Origin of the sequence: Bradyrhizobium sp. R2.2-H, from assembly GCF_004346455.1 — a bacterium.
Lineage (GTDB): Bacteria > Pseudomonadota > Alphaproteobacteria > Rhizobiales > Xanthobacteraceae > Bradyrhizobium > Bradyrhizobium diversitatis.
This window is the reverse complement of sequence record NZ_SMBR01000002.1, coordinates 702,939-725,676: the sequence shown is the minus strand read 5'-3', so window position 1 is coordinate 725,676 and position 22,738 is coordinate 702,939. Positions and strand designations below refer to the sequence as shown.

Sequence of the window (22,738 nt, the reverse complement as noted above, 5' to 3'; positions counted from 1 at the left end):
TTGCCGACGCCTACAGAGCATTCACCCCTGCCGAATGCGCCAACTACTTCACGGCAGCAGGATACAGTTCAACTTGATCGGAATCTGCTCTAGCCATTGCCAAACTACGCGCTCGCTGACGATCGCCCGATCGATACTAGTCTTGCACCTCGAGCACCAGCTCCATGGTCATCAGCACGGGATTGTCGCCACGGACCAGGCGGCCCTCCGCAATGCCTCCGGTGTAGTCGATCAGCGCGACGTCGAGCACCGCTTCCGGCGCGCCGGTCGAACCGGGGGCGATCGTCCCAGCCGTGATCGCCAGCTCGGTGGCAAACGGCTCGGTGACGCCGCCATGGGTGAAACGCGCGCCGATGGTCGAGCCGACGCCGCCGTGAATTTTCGCGCTGCCAATGCCGTGCACGCGACAGAACTCTTCGAGACAGAAAGCAAAATCTTGGTTGGGCCGCAGCCGCAGCGCGAAGGCGCCGCTCGTCGTGCGCGCGCCGGTGCGCGCGGCCGCCGCCGGTCCGAACAGCTTGAAATTGGTCTCCGGATCGGGTTCGGCGGTGAACATCGCGCCGTCGATGCCGAACGCCTCGACCTCGAAGGGCTCGGCCACGACGGTCTCGTCCGGCAGCATGTGGCCACCGCCTGCCTTGCCGTCGGCCTCGGTCCAGAGCCCATGGCAATGAAAGAACGGCGCACCGTCCCGCACGCCCAGCGTCATGCTGCCAAGCTTCGTGCGCGTCACGCCTTCGGGCCGATATGTCTCGCTGTAGAACGCCGCGTTCTCGCCGGTCTTCGACAGCGCCGGCATGACATAGGCGAACGGTTCGAGCGCACCGCGGCCGAAATTCAGTACGCCGCCGGCAAAGCCCTCCGCGGCAAAGCCGCGCCGCGCAGCCTCCAGCAGCGGCACACCCGCCTGAAGCGTGAACGTGAAAGCACGCCCCCTCGCCTCCACCCATTGAATGCGTTCGGCGGCGGGCGGGCCCGGCTGCTTGATACTCCGCATCACCTGCGCTCAGCCCGCCTTGGTCTTGTCGAGATCGAGCAGCCCGCGCGCCTCGAGTTCGTCACGCACCATCCGCTTCGGCACCTTGCCGTAGCCGGATTTCGGCAAGGCCTCCCAGAAGAAGAACCGCTTCGGCATCTTGTAGCGCGGCACTTTTGGCGAGAGGAACGCCGCCATCTCCGCTTCGCTCACCGGCTTCGCGCCTTCGCGCGCAACGCAGACAGCTATTCCGACCTCGCCCCAGGTCGCATCGGGCACGCCGAGCACGGCGACCTCGCCGACCGCGGGATGCGTCAGGATCTTCTCCTCGATCTCGCGCGGATAGATGTTGGAGCCGCCGGAGATGTACATGTCGGAGGCACGTCCCGTGATGTAGACGAATCCCTCCTCGTCCATGTGGCCGAGATCGCCGGTACGGAACCAGCCGTTACGAAACGCCTTCGCATTGGCTTCGGGGTTGTCGTAATAGCCGGCGAACACGGCAGGCCCGATCACGCAGATCTCGCCGCTCTGGTTGGCTTTGAGCTCCCGTCCCTCGTCGTCCTGGATCGAGACCTGCATGCCGGTGCGCTCGAAGCCGCAAGTGCCGATCTTCGCGTGCGGGCCGTCCTCGGGATCGTGCAGCGCGGCCGGCAGCACGGTGATGTTGCCGGTGACCTCGCCAAGGCCGAAATACTGCACGATGACCTTGCCGAGCTTCTTCAGCGCGGCCTTCTGGTCCTCGCGATACATTGGCGCGCCGGCATAGATCACCTGACGCAGCGAGGAATGATCGTATTTGTCGGCCGCGGGATGCTCGACCATCATCTTGAGGATCGTCGGCACCGTGAAGAGATTGCTGACGCGATGCGCCTCGATCAGGCGGAACGCCTCGTTGATGTCGAATTTTTCGGTCGGCAGCAGCACCGTGCATGCGCCGCGCGCGGTCTGCATCAGCTGATGCACGCCGGCGCCGTGCGACAGCGGTGCCACCACCAGCGAGGCATCCTGCTCCGTCACACCTGGCGTCAGATCGGCGAGATGATTGGTGACGACGAACCCCATCTGACCGTGGGTCAGCACCGCCGCCTTGGATCGGCCGGTGGTGCCGGAGGTGAAGAAAAACCAGCAGGGATCGTCGTGTTCGACGGCGACGTTCTCGACTGCCGTTCCTGCCCGCGAGGCCATGGCCTCGGCAACCGACATATCCGCGAATGGCGCCTTGCCGTCGACGCTCCAGGTGAATTCGAGAGCGCCGCCCTTCACCGCCGCAGCGTGCTCGGGGAAATCGACATGGCACAGGAACGCCTTGGCGCCGGAGGCCTGCGCGAGATAGCTGACCTCGTCCGGCATCAGGCGGAAATTGGTGGGCACCCAGACCGCGCCGAGCCGGAACGCGGCGAACATCGAGACGAACATCTCATCGCCATTCTTGGAATGGACGAGAATGCGATCACCCCTGGCAATGCCGCGCGCGGCGAGCGCGGCCGCCAGCGCCGAGACCTGCGCATCGATCTCGCGCCAGGTCCAGGACTTGTCACCCCAGACGAAGCCGGGGCGCGATCCATGCCGCCGCGCATTCTGGGTCAGCATGTAGGCGAGATTCATGACGCGGCGGGACATGCGCAGGGGCTGCATCGGGCTTCCTCTTCGACGACGGGCGGCGCACAAGCTGCCCGCTCATTGCCGCCCATTTATCGCCATCGCCAGCGCCCCTGCAAGGCCGGCGGCCGCGAACCAGCTCTACGGCTGCTTGAACACAAACGGCGTTGCCGTGATTGCCTTCTGCTTGATGCAGGTCTGCGGACCGAAGCCGCCGCAGAAGCTGCCATGCAGATCGAAGCGGACGGTGCGAGAGGCGCCGCGCTTCGACGGCGGCACCATGATCCTGTAGCGGAGGACATGGCCGCCGAACACCTCGCGCACGCTGCCGTCCGGCAGCGTCACCAGGATCTTCATGACGCAGCCGCCGGTTCCGCAATAGGTCGTCTCGCGGTCGCCGCATTTGGTGTCCTGGAAATCGACGATGTAGTCCTCGCGGCCATCGCCGGTGAGGTCGATCTTGCGCACGGTGTTTGGCGCGAAGGTCACCTCGCCGCCCTCCTGGGCGTCGCATTCCTCATTGGCGTAGCGCAGCGCCGTCTGCACGCCCGGTGGATAGTCGGCCGGATTGAACGGCTTTGCGTCGTCGGCGCGCGCGCTGGTCGCGAGCAGAACGAGCAAGAGGATCAGATATCGCATTGGCGTTGGTCGCAGCCACAATCGCAATTGTTCAGTGAATTTTAAACATGATCGGCGCACCCTTCATCCGTCTCCGCGTACAGAGTGCATTCCATGATCAAAGCGCCCGCCGTCCTCCTGCTCACGCTGGCGCTCGCCGGATGTGCCGTTGCGCCACAGGCGCATCTGGCTTCCGATCCCGCCTTCAAGCCTGCGCGTTATGCCTGGGATGGCGCCGGCGAGGATCCCAACCGGCCGCGCGCTGCTTCACAACCAACGCGCACCGCTGCCCACTCCGAGCGCAACAGGTCGCAAGCCGGCGTTCAGCCCTATTCGAAGGAATGGTGGCAGGCGCATGACGGCATTGAGGCCGAGCAGGACGCCAGGGTCAACCGCTCCCTGGTCATCTGCCAGGGGTGCCTTCGCCAGCCGCCACAGCCCGAAGATGCCAGGCTGGCCAAAGCGACCGATTGAACCGAACGACCGCAACATCGGAAACCTGCCGACCCGACCCCGCGTTACGGCCTCGTGCGCGAGGCGGGCAGCTGGAGGGGCCACGACATGAGCGACGTCATCAACAACAAGGCCCAACACCGCTACGAGCTCACGGTGGAAGGCCATCTTGCGACCGAGCATTACAAGCTCGATGGCAACGTGATCACGTTCGAGCACACGGACGTGCCGAAGGAACTTGGTGGCAAGGGCATCGGCTCGAAGCTGGTAAAAGGCGCACTCGACCAGGTCCGCGCCGCCGGATTGAAGCTGATCCCACAATGCCCGTTCGTGAAGGCGTGGATCGACAAGCACCCGGACTATGCAGATCTCGTAACAAGATGAGTGCACGGGCCCGCCGCCCATGGCCGGCGGGCCTGCCGGCATCTACGGCCTATTGCCCATGCTTGAGCAGGTCCTGGTCAGTCTGATCCCAGTCCTGCCACAGCTGGAGTATGCCGAGCAGCACCACCACCGCACCGAGGGTCGTGTGATAGATGCGGAGGAAGCCTTCGGCGGAATAGCCGATCAGGTAAGGCGAGGCGATGAGCCACAGCCCGACCAGGATCGTGGTCACCTCTTGCCACCGCTGCAAGGCGACGTATTCGAGCTGGCTGAGACCAAACACGATCAGACCGATCGCGACGGTGTTGAGGATGGCCGTCTGGTGCCCGGCGATCGCCGGATCCTGGACGGGAAACCACGGCGAGGCCACGATCGCCGCGCCGAGCAGCATCCCGCACCAGTCTTCCCATGTTCGATGAGTCTTCAAGAAACCAGAGTCCGACATCGTACCCTCCTGCAAAAGAGGCATACGTCTGCGGCTGGCGATCACGACACTCCGAATGTCTGGCGACCTGCCGGCCGCATTCGGGCGTATGTCCTTTCCAGGACGTGGGAACAGAACTTCGGCGTGCAAGAGCTGTATCGAGGATTATTTGCCGTCGCCGCGCCGCTCGCAGAGCGCGATTTCCATACTGCACCGCGTTACAGCGGCGCATTTGCGGATATCTCCTCTGCGCCAATCTGCCTTGGTCTCACCTTGGCAAGGGCGGAATTAGCCTCCTAGATCAGGAGGCAATCTGCATTTCGGAAGGATCCTTCATGGCGGCACCGGTACGCGACAACAAGGACAGGAGCCGCTTCGAGCTCGATGTCGGCAACGACGTCGCCTTCGCCAACTACCGGCTGACGCCGTCGGCCGTCATCATCACCCATACCGAGACGCCGCGCGCGCTGCGCGGCCGCGGCATTGGCTCCGAGCTGGTCAAGGGCGCCCTGGACCTGATCCGGCGCGACGGCAGGAAGGTGATCGCCGGCTGCAGCTTCGTCGTCGACTATCTCGACAGGCATCCGGAGGATGCGGATCTGGTCGCCTGAAAGCAAAAGGGCCCGCGAGATCGCGGGCCCCTACGGAACGACCCGGCGCGGGTCAGTGCTTGATTTCCGGCGGCAGCTTGCCGCCGTTGGCGGCGAGCTTGGACATCACCTGCTTGTGCAGCCAGACGTTCATGCTGGCCGAGTCGTTCATGTCGCCGCTGTAGCCGAGTTCCTTGGCAAGATCCTTGCGTGCAGCGAGGCTGGAATCGATGTCGAGCGCCTTCATGAGGTCGACGATCGAGGTGCGCCATTCCAGCTTCTCGCCCTTGTGCGCGGCCGCCGCCTTGTCGACGATCGCCGCCACGTCGACGGCAGCCATGGGCGCTGCGGCCGGCGACGAAGCGCCTGGCGCGCTTGCGGGCGCGCCGGGCGAAGCTGTGCCACCGGCGGGCGCGGCGGAGGCCGGCTGGCTGCCGAAGATCGCGCTCATGATTTTCCCGAAAATGCTCATGTCTGCTCCCCGAAAAGGAATCCGTTGGAAGGGCCTTGAGTGGCACTTATAGACGAAGTTGCCGCGCTGCGCCCGCAAAGTTCCGCGGGCTAACAGCAGCATCAGCTTATCTGCGGCGAAATGACGACAGAATGACGTCGTTGTGGTTGCGGTTGCGGCGCGGCATCGAATTTCACCCAAGCATGAGGGACAGGACTTGGACTTGGGAGTATGGTTGGCGTTCAGCTCGCGATGCCAGCCGGAATTCGCGTGTGGTCGGGATCGCGAGATTTCAGAGAATGGCGGCCGCTTGCGCCGTTTGCCGGCGCCGGTCTTGGCTGCCTGGCAAGGGAGCTAGCGACCATGGCCACACTCTACCAGGGCAATGTCCCCACGATGGCCCAGCCCGCGGATGCGGCTGGACCGGTGATCCGAACCATCCGACTGTCCGATCTGCGGGACGCACTCAGGCGCGGGTGGGAAGACTTCAAGGCCGTTCCGAGCCACGCCATCATCCTGTGCGTGATCTACCCGGTGCTCGGCCTCGTGCTCGCCCGCGTGGTGATGGGCTATTCGGTGCTGCCGCTGTTGTTTCCACTGGCTGCCGGTTTCGCCCTGATCGGGCCCTTCGCGGCGCTCGGACTTTACGAGCTCTCCAGCCGGCGCGAGCGCTATGAACCGGCCAGTGCCTGGGATGCCATGGAGGTGCTGCGCTCGCCCTCGTTCGGTGCGATGCTGGGCCTCGGCACGTTGCTGCTCGCCCTGCTCGTCACCTGGGTCGCGACCGCGCAGGCGATCTACATCGCAGCGTTCGGCTACGAGGGCGTGACCGGCCTCTCGGACTTCGTGACGCGCGTGCTGACGACTCAGCAAGGCTGGTGGCTGATCGCGGTTGGCTGCGGCACCGGCTTCCTGTTCGCGCTCGCCGCGCTCTGCATCAGCGTCGTGTCGTTCCCCTTGATGCTCGATCGTCATGCCGGTGCATTCGAGTCGATGGTGACGTCGCTGCGCGTCGTCGCAAGAAATCCCGTGCCGATGGCGGCGTGGGGCTTCATTGTGGCGGTGCTGCTCGCGCTCGGCACGATACCGGCCTTCCTCGGCCTTGCCGTGGTGATCCCACTGCTCGGCCATGCCACGTGGCACCTCTACCGCAAGGTGATCGTCTCGGAGCCCGGGGCGCGCCCGGTGCCGCCCCCGCCGCATCGTCCGCGCAAGCCGGCCGCCGACTTCCCGGCCAACCTCTTCCCCTGGCGCAATCGGACCGACGCCTGACGATATCGTGACATGCGATCCTGCCTTGCCCTGGCTCGGGCAGGATCGCGCCCTGTTGTGCGCCTTGCTTTGGCCGCGGTTCCGACCGAGATTGCGCCGACCGGTCAGATCGCTTCACGGAATTCATTTACTCGAATGACCCAGACGATTTCTCGTCTTGCTCTCGCAGCCTTCGCCCTCTCCGCTTCAATTCTGTCAGGCCAGCCAGCGCTCGCTGCTGTTGCCTGCGGCTCGGGCAATTTCGACGCCTGGCTTGCGGATTTCAAAACCGACGCTGCGGCGAAAGGCATCTCGCAGCAGGCCATCACCGCCGGGCTTGCCGGCGTGACGCTCGATCAGGGCGTGCTCAACCGCGATCGCTCGCAAAAAGTCTTCAGCCAGAGCTTCGAGGAGTTCTCCGGCCGCATGGTGCCGCCGCGCCTGGAGCGTGGCTCCAACAGGATGAAGCAATACGGCTCGGTGCTGTCGCGCATCGAGCAGACCTATGGGGTGCCCGGCGAAATCCTGGTTGCGATCTGGGGTTTGGAGACTGATTTCGGCGTCAACACCGGCAAGTTCGCAACGATCCGCTCGCTGGCAACGCTTGCCTATGACTGCCGCCGCTCCGAGCAGTTTCGCGCCGAGCTGATGGATGCGCTGCGTATCGTCCAGCGCGGCGATCTCGCCCCGGCCGACATGAAGGGCGCTTGGGCCGGTGAGCTCGGCCAGACCCAGTTCATGCCGTCATCCTGGATGAAATATGCCGTCGATTTCGACGGCAATGGCAAGCGCGATCTCCTGCACAACGCGCCCGACGTGCTCGCCTCCACCGCCAACTATCTCGCCGGCTATGGCTGGCAACGAGGCAAGGATTGGCAGCCGGGCAGTCCGAATTTTGCGGTGCTTCAGCAATGGAACAAGAGCGAGGTCTATTCCAAGACCATCGCTTATTTCGCCACCCAGCTGGCGCGCGCCCCTTAGCCCCTCGGACAAGCGAGTAAGGGCCGATCGCGCGGCGATCGGCCCTCTCTTTGCCCTGACTTCTCAGTTTTATTTGGTTCTATTTGGCCATGCTGGCCTGCATCGCCTTGTTCAGATGCGCACCGCACACACCCATCTTGCCGTTGAGCAGCGCGTCCTGCGCCGCCGCGATTTCCTTCTGCGCGACGAACTTGCTGTCGCCGTCGGCCATGTTCTCGATCGCGGTCTCCGTCTTCTCCAGATTCGTCCCGCTGCAGCCGCCCGCGGCGTGCTTGGCGGCCTCAGCCGGCGCAACGGCGAACGCAACGGTAGCAATTGCGATAACCCCGAGTAACTTCGACATGACGTTACCTTCCTTCTTGTCCTTGCACAGACCAGCGACATTGCCGGATTCTGCGGCACGACTTTCATCTAGGCGCGTCAACTTGTCGCAATAAATTCTTCGCGAGAATTGCGTGATGCCGCGCATGACGCAGGGGCGGCATGCAGAAATTCTGTTCTTCATGCCCTGTAATGAAGACTGCACGTAAAGCGTGCAGTCCGCGCGCAGGGGCGCTTACCGGTCGGAAGCGACTAGCCATCCAGGCGGATCCAACAGCAGATATGAATGAATATATATTCATATTTTCTGTTCCTAACACATGCGAATCGCGCATGTGTGACTTGGGTTCAGTAGCTAGTCCGGGTCCTTGGCGGGTGAAGAAACGCAACATATTTCCCCTGGCGCATCCAGCTCACGCTGCCGCCATAAGTCCGTGAATTCACGGACATTTATTGCTCATAGGCCGAGACTCTGCCCGTTGCTTGGGCGGAAGCGCCCTCAGGTTAATCGTCCGTTACAGACGCTATGCACCCCGCGCTTAGCTGCATCGCAACATAGGAACTTTCGCACTGCACTACTCCCATCTATATTCACTTCAACGATGAGGCTCGGGCAAGAGCTGAATCGAACTACAGGAGACTACCAATGCTGCTCTCGCTCATCCGCATGATCCAGGCCTTCCGGGACTATCAGCGCAATGTTGCCGAGCTGTCCCAGCTCAGCGATCGCGAACTGGCCGATATCGGCCTCGATCGCTCGGACATCCCGCGCGTTGCCGCCGGTCAGTATCAGGGCTGATAATTTCAGCCCCAACCGGACGACCCGATAGCGCCCGCCTCGTGCGGGCGTTGTCGTCTCTGGTTGCAGGAAAAGTCGATCTCGGCGATTCCACTCTCCGCCGAAAAGCGCTACCTGTCCGCCCCATGACAGGACCCCAATCCAACATCGTCCACGTGATCGGCGCCGGCCTCGCCGGTTCTGAGGCTGCCTGGCAGGTGGCGAAATCCGGCGTGCCGGTGGTGCTGCACGAGATGCGGCCGACCCGCATGACCGAGGCGCACCGCACTGATGGGCTTGCTGAGCTCGTCTGCTCCAATTCGTTCCGCTCGGACGACGCCGCCAACAACGCCGTCGGCCTCCTGCACGCGGAGATGCGCCGGCTCGACTCATTGGTCATGCGTGCGGCCGATGCCAACCAAGTGCCCGCCGGCGGCGCACTCGCGGTCGACCGCGACGGCTTCTCGGCAGCCGTCACCAAGGCGCTGAAAGACCATCCCCTGATCGAGGTCACCCGTGGCGAGGTCGCAGGCCTGCCGCCAGCCGACTGGAGCAACGTCATCGTTGCCACCGGCCCCCTCACTTCCGCGCCGCTGGCCGACGCCATCCGCGAGCTCACCGACGAGAACGCCCTCGCCTTCTTCGACGCCATCGCGCCGATCGTGCACCGCGAATCCATCGACATGTCGGTGGCCTGGTTCCAGTCGCGCTACGACAAGGTCGGCCCCGGCGGCAATGGCGCCGACTACATCAACTGCCCGATGACAAAGGAGCAGTATGACAGCTTCGTCGCCGCGCTGATGACCGGCGAGAAGACCGAATTCAAGGAATGGGAGACCAACACGCCCTATTTCGACGGCTGCCTGCCGATCGAGGTGATGGCGGAGCGCGGCCCCGAGACGCTGCGCCATGGTCCCATGAAGCCCGTCGGCCTCACCAATCCGCACGATCCCGCCACGAAGGCTTACGCGATCGTGCAGCTCCGTCAGGACAACAAGCTCGGCACGCTCTACAACATCGTCGGCTTCCAGACGAAATTGAAGTACGGCGAGCAGCAGCGCATCTTCCGCACCATTCCCGGTCTGGAGAAGGCCGAGTTCGCCCGCCTCGGCGGCCTGCATCGCAACACCTTCCTGAATTCGCCGAAGCTGCTCGACACCCAGTTGCGGCTGCGCACACAGCCGCGGCTGCGCTTTGCCGGCCAGATGACGGGCTGCGAGGGCTATGTGGAATCCGCCAGCGTCGGCTTGATCGCCGGTCTCTATGCGGCAGCGCAGGCACGCGGCGAGACGCTTGTCAGCCCGCCTGGCACGACCGCGCTCGGATCGCTGCTCGGCCACATCACCGGCGGGCATATCGAGACCATCGAGCCGGGCACGCGATCGTTCCAGCCGATGAACGTCAATTTCGGCCTGTTCCCGCCGCTCACGACGGTCCCGACGAAGAAGCCCGATGGCACGCGATTGCGCGGCAACGAGAAGACGGTGGCCAAGAAGCGGGCGCTGAGCGCACGGGCGCTCGCCGATCTCGATCGCTGGATCGCCGATCACCTTCGTATTGCCGCCGCCGCATGAGTCTTCGATGAGCCTCCCCAAAGACGACGCCGCAGAGCTGTCGGCGCGCTGGACCGAAGGCGTGCTGCTCAAGCGCGACGTGTTCTCGACCGTCGAGCGCGGCCGCTTCCGCGCCGAGAGCGGCGAGACCGACGCGGTGCTGCGCCGGCTCGACGAGGTGCCATGGTGGTCGTTTCCGCTGGCACGCCATCTGTTCGCCCGCGAGAAGCATGCGCTGGTGCGAGCCAAAGGTCTCGATGTCGGTCCCGAGCTGCTCTGGGCCGGACGACGCGCGCTTGTGCGCGGCTTCGTCGACGGCGTCGCGCTGCATCTGGCAAAACCGCATGGCGATCTCGCCTATTTCCGCTCGGCCAAAGGCGCGCTGCGCCGGCTGCGCCGCGCCGGCATCTGCCACAACGATCTCGCCAAGGAGCAGAACTGGCTGGTCGGCCGCGACGGCCGCGCCTACGTGACCGATTTTCAGCTCGCCGCCTGCTTCGACCGTCGGGGCCGGCTCTATCGCATCCTGGCCTATGAAGATCTGCGGCATCTGCTGAAGCACAAGCGCTCCTACGCGCCGGAGGCGCTGACGCCGCGGGAGCGGAAGATCCTGGCGAAGAAGTCGTTCGCCGCGCGCCTGTGGCTCGCCACCGGCAAGAAGGTCTATCGCGCCATCACCCGCGGCCTGTTCAACTTCACCGACCGCGAGGGCGGCGGCCGCCGGCTCGTCAACGACGCGCCGGTGCTCGCCGAGCTGATCCGCCGGAATCCGGCCGTGCGCGACACCGCCATCGTCGCCTTTGCCGACCGCCGCTCCGGCGTCGGGCTCTATGCCTTCGTCGAAGCCGATCAGGCCGCGCTCGAAGGCCAGCTCCGCAGCGAGCTTGCCGCCGCCAAGGGACCGAAGCCGCCCGAGCACATCCAGATCGTGCACGCCTTGCCGCGCAACGCGAGCGGCGCGCCGCGCACCGAGGTCCTGCAACTGGTCGCCATGAACCAGCTCGACCTGATCGAGCCGATGATGAAGAACGAGCAGGACCGGGCCTTCCTGAAGGACATCCTGGAGCAGCGCAAGAACCTGCGCGACCGCTTCAATTTCGAGGCGAAGCTGCCGGCGGGTTAGTATTGCGGCGTGCCTTGAAGCGTCCACATTGGCGATGGAGAAACGCTTGGATGGCGAAGGACTGGCAAAGATCATGGGCACTCGGGGGACGATGATGCATCGTGTGATTGGCGGGATGATCGCCGGCTTTCTGCTGCTGGCAGGCGCGCCCGCGATGGCTGACTCGCCGGCCGAACTGATCTCGAGCTTCCGTCTCAAGCATGGTGAGGTCCGCGTCGTTCGCGATGTCACCCTCGACCGCATCGCCATGGATCAGGCCCGCGCGATGGCGGCGAAGGACGACCTCAGTCATGATGCGCTCGGGCCCTTCAACCGCCGCGTCGCGCCGGCAGGCGCGGGCCGCGCCGCCGAGAACATCGCCTACGGCTACGACAATTTCGAGAAGACGCTGGGACAGTGGATCGACTCGTCCGGGCACCGCAAGAACCTGCTGCTGCACAACGCCTCCCGCGTCGGCATCGCCAGCGCCAAGAATGCCAGCGGCAAGCGCACCTATTGGGCCATGGTGATCGCCGGCGATTACGAGCCGAAGGGCAAGGGTAAGGGCAAGAAGGACAAGGAGCCGCTGGTTGCCGTGAAGCGCGAGGCGGCGCCCGCAACCAAACCCAAATCCAGCACCTGCACCATCAAGCTGCTCAGCCTCTGCATCTGAGCCAAGACTGCGCCGTCTTGCTCGCAGTCCTCGACGCGTCTAATTCATGCATGAAGATGGCGAGAAGCGGAGGCGTAAGTGATCGACCTCGACCGGATACGGGCCGACACGCCTGCCGCCTCCCGGCTCGCATACCTGCACAATGCGGGTGCGGCTCTGATGCCGGCACCGGTCGTCGCGGCGGTGAAGGAACATATCGACCTGGAAAGCGAAATTGGCGGCTATGCCGCCGCCGACCGTGAGTCCGATCGGATCGACGCGGTGTATGGCTCGGTGGCGCGCCTGCTCAATGCCGCACCTGACGAGATCGCCCTGGTGGAGAACGCGACGGTTGCCTGGCAGATGGCGTTCTACGCGCTTCCCTTCCGCAAGGGCGACCGCATCCTGACGGCCGAGGCCGAATACGCTGCCAATTATGTCGCCTTTCTTCAGGTCGCGAAGCGAACCGGCGCGACGATCGATGTCGTGCCGAGCGATGCCAGCGGCGAGCTCGACGTGCACGCGCTGGAGCGCATGATCGACCGACGCGTGAAGCTGATCGCCATCACCTGGGTTCCGACCAATGGCGGGCTGGTCAATCCGGCAGAGGCAATCGGCAGGATCGCGCGGGCGCATGGCATTCCCTATCTGCTCGACGCCTGCCAGGCGGTCGGGCAGATGGCGGTCGACGTCGAAGCCATCGGCTGCGACATGCTGTCGGCCACGGGCCGCAAATTCCTGCGCGGCCCGCGCGGCACCGGCCTTCTCTACGTCCGCCGCGCACTGCTGCAGCGGCTTGATCCGCCGATGATCGACCATTTTGCAGCGCCCTGGGTCTCTCGCAATGAATATCGGCTCCGCGACGATGCGCGCCGTTTCGAGACCTGGGAGAATAATTATGCGGCCCGGCTCGGGCTCGGCGCTGCCATCGACTATGCGCTCGATATCGGCATGGGTCACATCGAGCAGCGTTGCCGTATGCTGGCGGACCGCCTTCGGGGCGGCCCTGCGTCCGTTCGCGGCCTCACCATTCGCGACCTCGGCCGAGCGCCGGGCGCCATCGTCAGCTTCACGATGGACGGGCATGAGGCGGACGCCATTGTGAGGAGTGCCGCGGCCGCCGGCATCACGATCGGCGCGTCAGATCCGTCGAGCACCCGCATCGATGCCGAACTCCGCTCGCTGCCGCCGCTCGTGCGGGTCTCCCCGCATTACTACAACACGGAAGCCGAGATCGATCGGCTGATCGGTCACCTCGCAAGTCTGCGGTCGCGATAGCGGCATCGCCGCGCACCGCTCAGGTGCAGCGCGCGCTCAGTCCGGATGCGCTGAGCTTTGCCATCACCTCGTCGAGATGTGCGCTGTCACGGGTCTCGATGACCAGCTGCAGCAGCGTCGCCTTGGCCGGCAGGTCGGAGAAGGTCCGCTGATGCGAGACTTCAATGATGTTCGCACCCGCCTCGGCCAGCAGCGCTGCCACCGCCGCGAGCTGCCCCGGCCTGTCGGGGATGTCGAGCGACAATTGCGTCAGCCGTCCCTCGCGCGCCAACTCCCGGGTGAGGACGGAGGCAATCAGCCGCGTGTCGATATTGCCTCCGCTCAGCACCAGGCCGACCTTCTGGCCGGCAAACCGGGACGGATCGGACATCAGCGCGGCGAGGCCCGCGGCGCCGGCACCCTCGACCACGGTCTTCTCGATCGAGATCAGGGTGGCGACCGCACGCTCGAGCTCGGCTTCATTGACCAGCGCGATGTCGTCGACGAGACGACGGACGATTTCGGTGGTGATCTTCCCCGGCGATTTCACCGCGATGCCCTCGGCCAACGTGTCGCCGCGCGCCGGCAGATTGCCGTCATGGATCGCGTTGTACATCGAGGGATACAGCCAGGCCTCGACGCCCAATATCCGCAGCGACGGCTTGATCGATTTCGCGGCAATGGCGATACCGCTGATCAACCCGCCGCCGCCGATCGGAACGACCAGCGTGTCGAGATCCGGTACCGCCTTGAGCATTTCCAGCCCGATCGTGCCCTGACCCGCTATGACAAGCGGATCGTCGTAAGGGTGCACGAAGATCATGCCGCGCGCTTCGCCGTGGCTGCGCGCGAAGGCGGCCGCCTCTTCCAGCGTCGCGCCCGTGACCACCACCTCGGCGCCGTGGTGCCTGGTGTTCTCGATCTTCACCATGGGCGTGCCGATCGGCATCACGATGGTGGCGGGAATGCCGAGCCGCTTGGCGTGGTAGGCGACGCCTTGCGCGTGGTTGCCCGCGGACATTGCGATCACGCCCCGCACGCGCTCCTCCGGCGTCAGCGCTGTGAGCCGGTTGAGCGCGCCGCGCTCCTTGAACGAGGAGGTGAACTGGAGGTTTTCGAATTTCAGCCAGATGTCGCTGCCGCAGATGCTGCTCAGTGTTCGGCTATGGCTGCAGGGCGTCTCGACGACGGCGCCGCGGATGATCTCGGCGGCCGCAAGAATGTCGCCTGGTGCGACCGGAAAGCCGCTGAGATCGGACGTGCTTCGGGATAAGTCAGCCATAGGACAGCATAGAGCATTTGGCGGGCTCAGGCGATAAGCCAGCCGCTATTTGGTAAATTCACGCGATCGCGAGGCGCGCCACAATGTCCAGAGCGTGCGCAGCCGCGACGATGGCTGCAGCGCAAACGGGTTGCGTCCCGGACGCGACAGGCGCTCGAGATCGGCCTGCGCCTGGCTCAGCGGCAGAAACGCCGGCCGCATGGACGGTGCCACCTGCGCCAGCAGCGACGAAGCCGCCGTCAGATGCTGCCTGGCTTCACCCGCAAGCTGCTCCAGCACCGCATGGAGATTGGGTGTCTCCTTGCCGGCGAAGACATCCTCGATGCTGCAATTGTGCCTCTCCATCAACTGCTGCGGCAGGAACAACTGCCGATGCGCGGCATCGCGCGGCAAGTTGGCGATGACCTGCACGATTCCCTGTGCCAGCCCGGCATGGCGGGCGAGATGATCGACCGCCTCCGACGGCGGTCCCAAAACCTGCGCCGCCAGACCGAACAGCGCTGATGAGGTCGCGGCCAGATAGCCTTCCAGCGCGGCCATGGTCGGCATCGGGTCGTTGTAGAGATCGAACTGGTGCTCGTCGGCAAGCAGCGACAGCGGCTCGACCGGAAGATTGAAATCACGGATCGCGCGGAGCAGCTCGGCCGCCACCGGATTGCCCTCGGCGCTGCCATGGACATGGCCTGACAGCATATCGGTCCACCATTGCAGGCGGATCTCGCCCGGCAAGGGCTGGCTCACCTGGTCGCGGACGCGGACGATCTCGACGTTGAAGGCATACAGGGCCAGCAACGCACGGCGCTCGGCGGCCGGCGCGAACAGGGTCGCAGCGTAACGCGGAAAGTCATGGCTGCGCACCAGATCGGCGCAGAAGGCAACGGAATCGGGCGGCGGCGCAGGGCTGCTCATGGCACGGCGATCAGCGCAGCGGCAACCCGCCGCCGTTCGCCGATCATGATGTTGTAGGTGCGTACGGCGGGTCCGGTCTGCATCGTGTCCAGCACCACCCTCACCGCCTTGAGCGCCTGACGCAGCTCCGTCGGCGGCAGCCACAGCCCGGTTCCGGTGCCGACCAGGAGCGTGTCGATGCTGTTGGCCGCCGTGAAGACCCGATCCAGCGAATAGCGGTCGATCTTCGCGGGGTCCGTCACGTCCCAGGCCCAGATCGCGTCCGGCAGGCAGAGCAGCGAGCCCCGATGCGACATGCCGGCAAAGGCAAAGCCGCCCTTGCCATAGGCATCGATCGGCGCCGAGCGCGGGAAATGCGGAGCATTGGGATCGCCGGCCATGAGCTTCGTCCGAATGGGCTTACTGCCCTCGCAAACTCCTGCGAGGGCACGAGGTTCGGATCATGCCTTGCTTTTCTTCGCCGGCGTAGCCGTATCGGGCGCATCTTCGCGATGCTCGCCGACGCCGAGGTAGATCAGGATCGGGGCCGCGATGAAGATCGAGGTGTAGGTGCCGACCAGCACCACGCCGAACATCATCACTGCGGTAAAGCTGTGGATCGCGTGTCCGCCGAACAACAGCAGCGCGAGCAGCGCCAGCGTCACCGTGAAGTGCGTGATGATCGAGCGCGAGAGCGTCGAGTTGATGGACTCGTTGAGAAGCTGCGGCATCGGCATCTTCTTGTAGCGCCGCAGCATTTCGCGGATACGATCATAGATGACGACGGTGTCATTGAGCGAATAGCCCAGGATCGTCAGCAGTGCGGCGATACTGGTCAGGTCGAAATCGACCTGGCTGATCGACATGAAGCCGATGGTCAGCACGATGTCATGCACGTTCGCGATCATGGCGCCGAGCGCGAACTGCCATTCGAAGCGGAACCAGAGATAAATCAAGATGCCCAGGATCGCGAGCATCAGGCCGAGCATGCCGTAGGCCAGCAATTCGCCCGAGACGCGCGGGCCGACCACCTCGACGCGGCGATATTCGACGGAATCGCCAAGCGCGGCGCGAACCTTCTGCACGGCCTCTTGCTGGGCGGCGTCGCCACCCGGCTGCTCCGCGACGCGGATCAGGACGTTCTCGGGTCCGCCAAACTGCTGCAGCTGGACTTCGCCAAGACGCAAGCCATCCAGCGTCGTACGCATCGCCGCGATGTCGGCGGCGCCGGATTTGGCCCGCACTTCGAGCAGCGTGCCTCCCTTGAAATCGATGCCGAAATTCAGGCCATGAGTGAAGAACAGCGTGATCGCGACGATCGATAGCGCCGCCGAGATCGGGAAGCTGATGCGGCGGAAGCGCGTGAAGTCGAAATGCGTATCGTCAGGGACGATGCGCAGCGACGGCAGCCAGCCGAACACCGAGACCACGGTGAGAATGGCAATGAGGACGCCGAGCCCGATGAGAACGGTGTGAGTCACGATCAGGCTCCTAGATCGGCACGCTCTGCGGCCGCTTCCACCGCACCCACCACGCCACGATCAGCCGGGTCATGGTGAAGGCGGTGAACACCGTGGTGATGATGCCGATTCCGAGCGTCACGGCAAAGCCGCGCACCGGGCCGGTGCCGATGTAGAACAGCACCGCGGCGGCAATGAAGGTGGTGATGTTGGAATCGAGGATGGTCGCGAGCGCCCGCTTGAAGCCGGCGTCGATGGCCGAGATCGCGTTGCGACCGCCGCGCAGCTCCTCGCGGATGCGCTCGTAGATCAGCACGTTGGAGTCGACCGCGATGCCGACGGTGAGCACGATGCCGGCGATGCCGGGCAAGGTCAGCGTGGCATTGAGCAGCGACAGCAGGCCGAAGATCATCGCGACGTTGATCGCCACCGCGATGTTGGCGAACACGCCGAACAGACGGTAGGTCAGCAGCATGAAGACGATGACGAGGATCGAGCCGACATAGGCCGCAAGCTCGCCCTTCTCGATCGAATCCTGGCCGAGGCCCGGACCGACGGTGCGCTCCTCGACCACCGTGAGCGGCGCCGGCAGCGCGCCGGCGCGCAGGAGGATCGCGAGATCGTTGGCCGATTGCACCGTGAAATTGCCGGAGATCTGGCCCTGACCGCCGGTGATCGGCTCGCGGATCACGGGCGCCGAGATCACCTTGTTGTCGAGCACGATCGCGAAGGGCAGTCCGACGTTCTCCGTCGTGGCCTGCGAGAACTTGCGCGCGCCCGAGGTGTTGAACTTGAAGCTGACGACCGGCTCGCCGGTGCGCTGGTCGAAACTCGCCTGGGCGTCGGTCAGGTCGCCGCCGGCGACGAGCACCTGCTTCTTGACCACATAGGGCGTGGGCGGCGGCGATGCGCTCATCAGCAGCTCGGATTCCGGCGGCAACCGCCCCTGCTGCGCCTGGTCCGGCGGCACGGAGGTGTCGACCATGCGGAATTCCATCTTCGCGGTCTTGCCCAGCAGTTCCTTCAAGCGGGTCGGGTCCTGAAGACCCGGGACCTGCACCAGGATGCGGTCGTTGCCCTGGCGCTGGATCACGGGCTCGACGGTGCCGAGCTCGTTGACACGGCGTTCGACGATCTGGATCGACTGCTCGATGGTCTTGCGCATGCGGTCGAGCATCGCGGCCTGCGGGATGCTCAGGCGAATCACACCACCGCCGGCATCAGCCACCTCGAGGTCGCGCTGACCGCTGGATCCCATCAGGCCGCCCAACGGCTGGGACAGCTCCCGCAGCTTGGCGAGTGCTGGCTGGACGTCGGTCTCCTTGGTGATGCGAACCTCGACCGCGTCGTTGCGCACCGTGACGCCGCCGGTGAAGCCGATCTTGGCATCGCGCAGCGTCCGACGAACGTCGTCGCGGACCTGGTCGAGCCGCTCCTTCTTCACGTAGTTGGAATCGACCTCGAGCAGCAGATAGGAGCCGCCCTGGAGGTCGAGGCCGAGCACGAGCCTGCGCTGCGCCCAGGCGGGCCAGGTCTTGACCTCCGCCTCGGGGAAGAAGTTGGGGACCGCGCAGAGGCACACGATCAGCGCCGTCAGGATAATCCCGAGCGCCTTCCACCGCGTGAAATACAACATCGACTGGACCTGTCAGATCAGGAGACTTGAGAGACTCGCGCGAGCGCTCACTTCGCCGCGGTGTCGTCCTTGGCGCTATCCTTCGAGCTTTCTTTCGCCGGCTCGCCCTTGGCTCGCACGCCGGAGATCATCTGGCGCATCTGTCGCACGCGCACGCCGTCGGAAATCTCGAACTCGATCTGGTCGTCGTCGACGACCTTGGTGACCTTGCCGACGAGGCCTCCCGAGGTCACGACGGTGTCGCCGCGGCGGATGTTCTTCACGAGCTCGGCGTGGTCGCGGACCTTCTTCTGCTGCGGACGCAGAATCAGGAAGTACATGATCACGAAGATCAGGGCGAACGGCAGCAGCGACATCAACATGCTGTTGGTGTCGCCGGCGCCCGCGGCCTGGGCATACGCAGGGGTAATCAGCATTCGGACGATCCTCGTGAGAACGGGGGAAAGCCGGTCAGGCCCTCAAGGCGACCGGTTCGGTCAAATTCGCGCGGACTATAGCGGCCATTGCCCCAATTGCAACGCTGCCAGACCGCCCTTTTGAGCCACCTTGCGGCGCGCCGTCAGGCCCGATAAGGCTGCGTTCTCAGGAACTTCGGACATGCCCAAAAACCTTAGCAAAAGCCCGGCCGGCAAAGGCCCCCGCACCCCTGCCAGGAAGTCCGCCCGCGTCGCGGCAAAACGCCCCACGGCAGCCTCCAAAGCCATCGCCAAGGCAGCCCCGGACCTCTCCCAGGAGCGCATCGTGCGCGCGCTGGAGACGATCGCGGCGCACCTCTCCGCCCAGGGCATGCCGGCCGCCGAGGCCGAGTCGTTCGAGCGCGCGGACGCCTATGTCTGGCATCCCGACGGGCGCCTCGCGGCCGTGCCCCGCGTCAGCCGCGTCGAGCTGTTCCTGCTGAAGGGCGTCGACCGGATGCGCGACATCCTGATGGAGAACACCGAACGCTTCGCCAATGGACTGCCGGCCAATAACGCCCTGCTCTGGGGTGCGCGCGGCATGGGCAAGTCGTCGCTGGTGAAGGCAGCGCATGCCAGCATCAACGCGGAGCGCAAACCGGCCGACAAGCTGAAACTGATCGAGATCCACCGCGAGGACATCGAGAGCCTCCCCGCGCTGATGGAGCAGCTGCGGGCCTCGTCCTTCCGCTTCATCGTGTTCTGCGACGACCTCTCCTTCGACGGCAACGATGCCTCCTACAAGTCACTCAAGGCCGTGCTCGAAGGCGGAATCGAGGGTCGGCCCGAGAACGTCATTCTCTATGCCACCTCCAACCGCCGCCATCTGCTGGCGCGCGACATGATCGAGAACGAGCGCTCGACCGCGATCAATCCAGGTGAGGCGGTCGAGGAGAAGGTGTCGCTGTCGGATCGCTTCGGCCTCTGGCTCGGCTTTCACCGCTGCAGCCAGGACGAATATCTCGCCATGGTGCGCGGCTATTGCAGCCATTTCGGCATCAGGATCGATGACGAAGCGCTGGAGCGCGAGGCGCTGGAATGGTCGACGACGCGCGGCTCGCGCTCGGGCCGCGTCGCCTGGCAGTTCGTGCAGGAGCTGGCGGGACGGCTGGGTGTGAAGCTGACGGCGAAGTAGCGGGAGTTGTTACCCCGAATTCAACTGTCATCGCCCGCGAAAGCGGGCGATCCAGTACGCCGCGGCTTATCGGCTCAACAACTGGCGTCTCTGGAATACTGGATCGTCCGCTTTCGCGGACGATGACAGCGTGTTTTTGGCGAGGGTGTGCCCGACCGAAGCGGAGGCCTCAGGCCCCGTTCAGGAATTGAAGCGGGTCAACCGGGCTCGATCCCTTGCGGATCTCGAAGTGGAGCTGCGGCGACGCCACCTCCCCGGATTGACCCGACTTGGCAATGACCTGGCCGCGCTTGATGGTGTCGCCGCGCTTCACCAACAGCTCACTCGCATGGGCATATGCGGTGACGTAGCCGTTGGAGTGCCGAACCAGGACCAGATTGCCGTAACCTTTCAGCTCGTTGCCGGAATAGGCGACGACGCCGTCTTCGGCCGCCTTGACCGGCGTCCCTTCGGGCACCGCGAGATTGATGCCGTCATTGGCCTTGCCATTGGTCTTGGCGCCGTAGCTCGTAACCACCTTGCCGCGGACCGGCCAGCGGAAGGTCGGCAGCGCGCCGGTGGCCTCCGCGGCCTTCGCCGGCGTCTCGGCGGGTTTCTCTTCGACATTGGCCGACGCCTGGGCCAGGCGAGCGCTCTGCACCGGCGCCGCGGCCGCCGCCATCTTGGTGGCAGGCGCGGGAGCGGCCGCTACGGGCTGGAGCGTACCGGCCACCGGAGCAGCCCCGACCGGAGCCGCAGCAACCGGCGCCGCGACGGCCGCGGTCTTCGCGCCGGGCACGGTCAGCTTGGTGCCGAGCTTGAGCTTGGCAGATGGATCGAGGCCGTTTGCACGGGCGAGTTCAGCCGCCGAGATACGATTCTTCCGGGCAATGCTGACGAGCGTGTCGCCGCGATTGACGAAATGGGTGCTCGACGGTGCAACCATGGCCGAGACCGGCTTGGCCGCGGGCGCTGCCGCAACGGGCGCCATCGCCGGCGCGGGCACCGGCGCAGCGGCCGTCGCCGGATGCGGAATGATCAGTTGCTGGCCGGGCGAGAGCGCGCGCGGCCCCTTGTAGCCGTTGGCGGCAAGGATCGCCTGCGGCGTGACGCGATAGCGCTTCGCCAGGACGTCCAGCGTGTCGCTGGTGCCGACGATGATCTTGGTCCCGCCCGCCGGCTGGGCGGCCGCAACCGAGCGCGGCGGCACGGTGGCCGTAGTCTCGAGATGCGGCCGCGCCGGAGGCGCATAGGAGCCGACGCCGCGTCCGCCACCGGACACTCCCCCACCCGACGCGACGGGATAGGATTGCGGCGCGGACACTGCCGGCGCCGGCAAGGGCTGCGACTGATAATAGCCGGGCTGCGTCTGGGGCCGCGCATATTGCGGCAGCTCACGCTGCGGCGGCGCCTGCTGCACCGATCCCGTGGCTTCCGAGGCGAAGGGATTGGAGAAATTCGTCTGGGACAGACGCGACGACATGTCGGCGCTGCACCCTGCAAAGCTGAAGGAGATCAGCGCCAGCGCCGCGACCTGCGGCACGCGGCGCGAGTAAAGCAACTCGGCGACAGCGGACATGGTTACTCACTCGTACGCAACAGAACTGGTGTTTTAAGTAAACACCTGCCGAGTAAATAACGGCTTAACCCTCCCAATAAGGTGTTGGCGGCACAGCCGATCCGGGTTCTACAGTTCCCGCGCCACCCCGGGCAGTGCCGGTACGAAGCGGACCTCGACGAGTTCCCTCCGCTCGATTCCGGTCTCACTGCGGGTCAGGCGGGTCAGCGTCTGCACGCCCTGATGCGGGCCGACCGGGGCGATCAGGATGCCCCCGACCTCCAGCCGCTCGATCAGGTTCTCCGGAATCTGCTCCAGCGCGGCGGTAACGATGATGCGGTCGAACGGACCGATATTGGGAGGCAGATTGAGACCGTCGCCGAGCATCACCTCGACATTGTGACAATCGAGCTTTTCGAGTCGGGCGCGTGCCGTGTCGGCGAGCTTGCGATAGCGCTCGACGGTCAGCACCTGGCCAGCGAGCCGCGACAGCACGGCAGCCTGGTAGCCAGACCCGGTGCCGATTTCGAGCACCCGGTGCTGCTTCTTGAGCTGGAGCTGCTCGGTCATGTAGGCGACGACGAAGGGCTGGCTGATGGTCTGCCCGCAGGCGATCGGCAGCGCGCTGTCACGGTAGGCGCCGTCGCGATCGGCGTCCTCGACGAAAAGCTCGCGCGGCACCTCCTCCATGGTCCTCAGCACGGCCTGATCGCTGATGCCCCGACGCCTCAGCGTCAGCTGAAACATCATCTTTTCCGGCGGGTGCTGATGGGACGTCATAGCTGCTGTTGCTCATCTCGTCTGGCGCATCGCGTTGCACCGCAAGAACCCGAGACGAGAATCTTGTTCCGGCTCAGGAACTCATGATAGCCTTTCGGCGCAACATTTGACCACAACCGGGCTTTCAAAGCGCTAAGCCGTTTGCGGGTTTGCGTTCGCCGAAACGCGCATT

Annotated in this window: 25 protein-coding genes; 11 read left to right on the top strand and 14 right to left on the bottom strand. The window is 65.0% G+C overall.

Annotated elements, in window-relative coordinates; all coding sequences use genetic code 11:
* Positions 1–136 precede the first annotated feature (136 nt).
* From EDE08_RS07540 to EDE08_RS07530, 3 genes are all read right to left on the bottom strand, one after another.
* Positions 137–997 (bottom strand): PCC domain-containing protein, encoded by an 861-nt coding sequence (locus tag EDE08_RS07540; protein WP_131868298.1) that lies wholly within the window; start codon positions 995–997, stop codon positions 137–139.
* A gap of 9 nt (positions 998–1,006) precedes the next feature.
* Positions 1,007–2,614 carry an acyl-CoA synthetase gene (locus EDE08_RS07535; RefSeq protein WP_131868297.1) on the bottom strand — a complete coding sequence of 536 codons (1,608 nt, stop codon included), beginning with the start codon at positions 2,612–2,614 and terminating at the stop codon, positions 1,007–1,009.
* 105 nt (positions 2,615–2,719) lie between these two features.
* Positions 2,720–3,217, bottom strand: coding sequence for a hypothetical protein (locus tag EDE08_RS07530; RefSeq protein ID WP_131868296.1), 498 nt, complete (start codon positions 3,215–3,217; stop codon positions 2,720–2,722).
* A 93-nt stretch (positions 3,218–3,310) separates the two neighbouring features.
* Here EDE08_RS07530 and EDE08_RS07525 point away from each other — a divergent pair, with 93 nt between their 5' ends.
* Together EDE08_RS07525 and EDE08_RS07520 are read left to right on the top strand one after the other, a co-directional pair.
* Complete coding sequence (locus EDE08_RS07525) at positions 3,311–3,670, top strand: hypothetical protein (protein ID WP_131868295.1); 360 nt, start codon at positions 3,311–3,313, stop codon at positions 3,668–3,670.
* Between the two features lie 87 nt (positions 3,671–3,757).
* A complete protein-coding gene (locus EDE08_RS07520) occupies positions 3,758–4,033 on the top strand; it encodes a GNAT family N-acetyltransferase (protein ID WP_131868294.1) in 276 nt (91 codons plus the stop codon).
* Between the two features lie 49 nt (positions 4,034–4,082).
* Here the strand turns inward: EDE08_RS07520 and EDE08_RS07515 are convergent, their stop codons facing one another.
* The gene (locus tag EDE08_RS07515; RefSeq protein WP_131868293.1) at positions 4,083–4,478 is read right to left on the bottom strand and encodes an SPW repeat protein; all 396 of its coding nucleotides are present in this window, start codon (positions 4,476–4,478) and stop codon (positions 4,083–4,085) included.
* A gap of 314 nt (positions 4,479–4,792) precedes the next feature.
* On the opposite strand from EDE08_RS07515, the gene EDE08_RS07510 reads away from it, so the two are divergent.
* Positions 4,793–5,068, top strand: coding sequence for a GNAT family N-acetyltransferase (locus tag EDE08_RS07510; protein WP_131868292.1), 276 nt, complete (start codon positions 4,793–4,795; stop codon positions 5,066–5,068).
* Between the two features lie 52 nt (positions 5,069–5,120).
* Here EDE08_RS07510 and EDE08_RS07505 read toward each other — a convergent pair whose 3' ends face one another.
* On the bottom strand, positions 5,121–5,519 hold the full coding sequence (locus EDE08_RS07505) for a DUF3597 domain-containing protein (protein WP_131868342.1): 399 nt from the start codon (positions 5,517–5,519) through the stop codon (positions 5,121–5,123).
* A 342-nt stretch (positions 5,520–5,861) separates the two neighbouring features.
* Here EDE08_RS07505 and EDE08_RS07500 point away from each other — a divergent pair, with 342 nt between their 5' ends.
* Both EDE08_RS07500 and EDE08_RS07495 read left to right on the top strand, forming a co-directional pair.
* Positions 5,862–6,770: a DUF2189 domain-containing protein gene (locus tag EDE08_RS07500; RefSeq protein ID WP_165935726.1), complete on the top strand. Its 909-nt coding sequence runs from the start codon at positions 5,862–5,864 to the stop codon at positions 6,768–6,770.
* A 135-nt stretch (positions 6,771–6,905) separates the two neighbouring features.
* On the top strand, positions 6,906–7,730 hold the full coding sequence (locus EDE08_RS07495; protein ID WP_131868291.1) for a lytic murein transglycosylase: 825 nt from the start codon (positions 6,906–6,908) through the stop codon (positions 7,728–7,730).
* A 79-nt stretch (positions 7,731–7,809) separates the two neighbouring features.
* Here EDE08_RS07495 and EDE08_RS39585 read toward each other — a convergent pair whose 3' ends face one another.
* Positions 7,810–8,073, bottom strand: a complete 264-nt coding sequence (locus EDE08_RS39585; protein WP_131868340.1) for a hypothetical protein — start codon at positions 8,071–8,073, stop codon at positions 7,810–7,812.
* 624 nt (positions 8,074–8,697) lie between these two features.
* Here EDE08_RS39585 and EDE08_RS07485 point away from each other — a divergent pair.
* From EDE08_RS07485 to EDE08_RS07465, 5 genes are all read left to right on the top strand, one after another.
* Entirely contained in the window at positions 8,698–8,850 is a 153-nt protein-coding gene (locus EDE08_RS07485; RefSeq protein ID WP_007590701.1) for a DUF1127 domain-containing protein, read from the top strand.
* Positions 8,851–8,975: 125 nt separating this feature from the next.
* Positions 8,976–10,403, top strand: coding sequence for a methylenetetrahydrofolate--tRNA-(uracil(54)-C(5))-methyltransferase (FADH(2)-oxidizing) TrmFO (gene trmFO / locus EDE08_RS07480; RefSeq protein WP_131868290.1), 1,428 nt, complete (start codon positions 8,976–8,978; stop codon positions 10,401–10,403).
* A 7-nt stretch (positions 10,404–10,410) separates the two neighbouring features.
* Positions 10,411–11,505: an AMP-binding enzyme gene (locus tag EDE08_RS07475; protein ID WP_165935727.1), complete on the top strand. Its 1,095-nt coding sequence runs from the start codon at positions 10,411–10,413 to the stop codon at positions 11,503–11,505.
* Between the two features lie 94 nt (positions 11,506–11,599).
* Complete coding sequence (locus tag EDE08_RS07470; protein WP_165935778.1) at positions 11,600–12,157, top strand: CAP domain-containing protein; 558 nt, start codon at positions 11,600–11,602, stop codon at positions 12,155–12,157.
* A gap of 78 nt (positions 12,158–12,235) precedes the next feature.
* Entirely contained in the window at positions 12,236–13,414 is a 1,179-nt protein-coding gene (locus tag EDE08_RS07465; protein WP_131868288.1) for an aminotransferase class V-fold PLP-dependent enzyme, read from the top strand.
* Between the two features lie 19 nt (positions 13,415–13,433).
* On the opposite strand, the gene EDE08_RS07460 is transcribed toward EDE08_RS07465, so the two are convergent.
* The 6 genes from EDE08_RS07460 to yajC are packed head-to-tail and all read right to left on the bottom strand — an operon-like array spanning position 13,434 to position 19,075.
* Positions 13,434–14,675 (bottom strand): threonine ammonia-lyase, encoded by a 1,242-nt coding sequence (locus EDE08_RS07460; RefSeq protein ID WP_131868287.1) that lies wholly within the window; start codon positions 14,673–14,675, stop codon positions 13,434–13,436.
* Positions 14,676–14,720: 45 nt separating this feature from the next.
* The gene (locus EDE08_RS07455) at positions 14,721–15,584 is read right to left on the bottom strand and encodes a phytoene/squalene synthase family protein (RefSeq protein ID WP_131868286.1); all 864 of its coding nucleotides are present in this window, start codon (positions 15,582–15,584) and stop codon (positions 14,721–14,723) included.
* Positions 15,581–15,964: an Mth938-like domain-containing protein gene (locus EDE08_RS07450; RefSeq protein ID WP_131868285.1), complete on the bottom strand. Its 384-nt coding sequence runs from the start codon at positions 15,962–15,964 to the stop codon at positions 15,581–15,583. Before EDE08_RS07450 ends, EDE08_RS07455 begins: the two co-directional genes overlap by 4 nt.
* A gap of 60 nt (positions 15,965–16,024) precedes the next feature.
* Entirely contained in the window at positions 16,025–17,044 is a 1,020-nt protein-coding gene (gene secF, locus EDE08_RS07445; protein WP_131868284.1) for a protein translocase subunit SecF, read from the bottom strand.
* A 10-nt stretch (positions 17,045–17,054) separates the two neighbouring features.
* Positions 17,055–18,659, bottom strand: a complete 1,605-nt coding sequence (gene secD / locus EDE08_RS07440; protein WP_131868283.1) for a protein translocase subunit SecD — start codon at positions 18,657–18,659, stop codon at positions 17,055–17,057.
* Positions 18,660–18,706: 47 nt separating this feature from the next.
* Positions 18,707–19,075 carry a preprotein translocase subunit YajC gene (yajC, locus tag EDE08_RS07435; protein WP_028179502.1) on the bottom strand — a complete coding sequence of 123 codons (369 nt, stop codon included), beginning with the start codon at positions 19,073–19,075 and terminating at the stop codon, positions 18,707–18,709.
* A gap of 181 nt (positions 19,076–19,256) precedes the next feature.
* Here yajC and EDE08_RS07430 point away from each other — a divergent pair, with 181 nt between their 5' ends.
* Entirely contained in the window at positions 19,257–20,249 is a 993-nt protein-coding gene (locus EDE08_RS07430; protein WP_131868282.1) for an ATP-binding protein, read from the top strand.
* A gap of 169 nt (positions 20,250–20,418) precedes the next feature.
* On the opposite strand, the gene EDE08_RS07425 is transcribed toward EDE08_RS07430, so the two are convergent.
* On the bottom strand, positions 20,419–21,807 hold the full coding sequence (locus EDE08_RS07425) for a LysM peptidoglycan-binding domain-containing M23 family metallopeptidase (protein ID WP_131868281.1): 1,389 nt from the start codon (positions 21,805–21,807) through the stop codon (positions 20,419–20,421).
* Positions 21,808–21,915: 108 nt separating this feature from the next.
* Positions 21,916–22,566 carry a protein-L-isoaspartate(D-aspartate) O-methyltransferase gene (locus tag EDE08_RS07420; RefSeq protein ID WP_131868280.1) on the bottom strand — a complete coding sequence of 217 codons (651 nt, stop codon included), beginning with the start codon at positions 22,564–22,566 and terminating at the stop codon, positions 21,916–21,918.
* Positions 22,567–22,738: the final 172 nt, after the last annotated feature.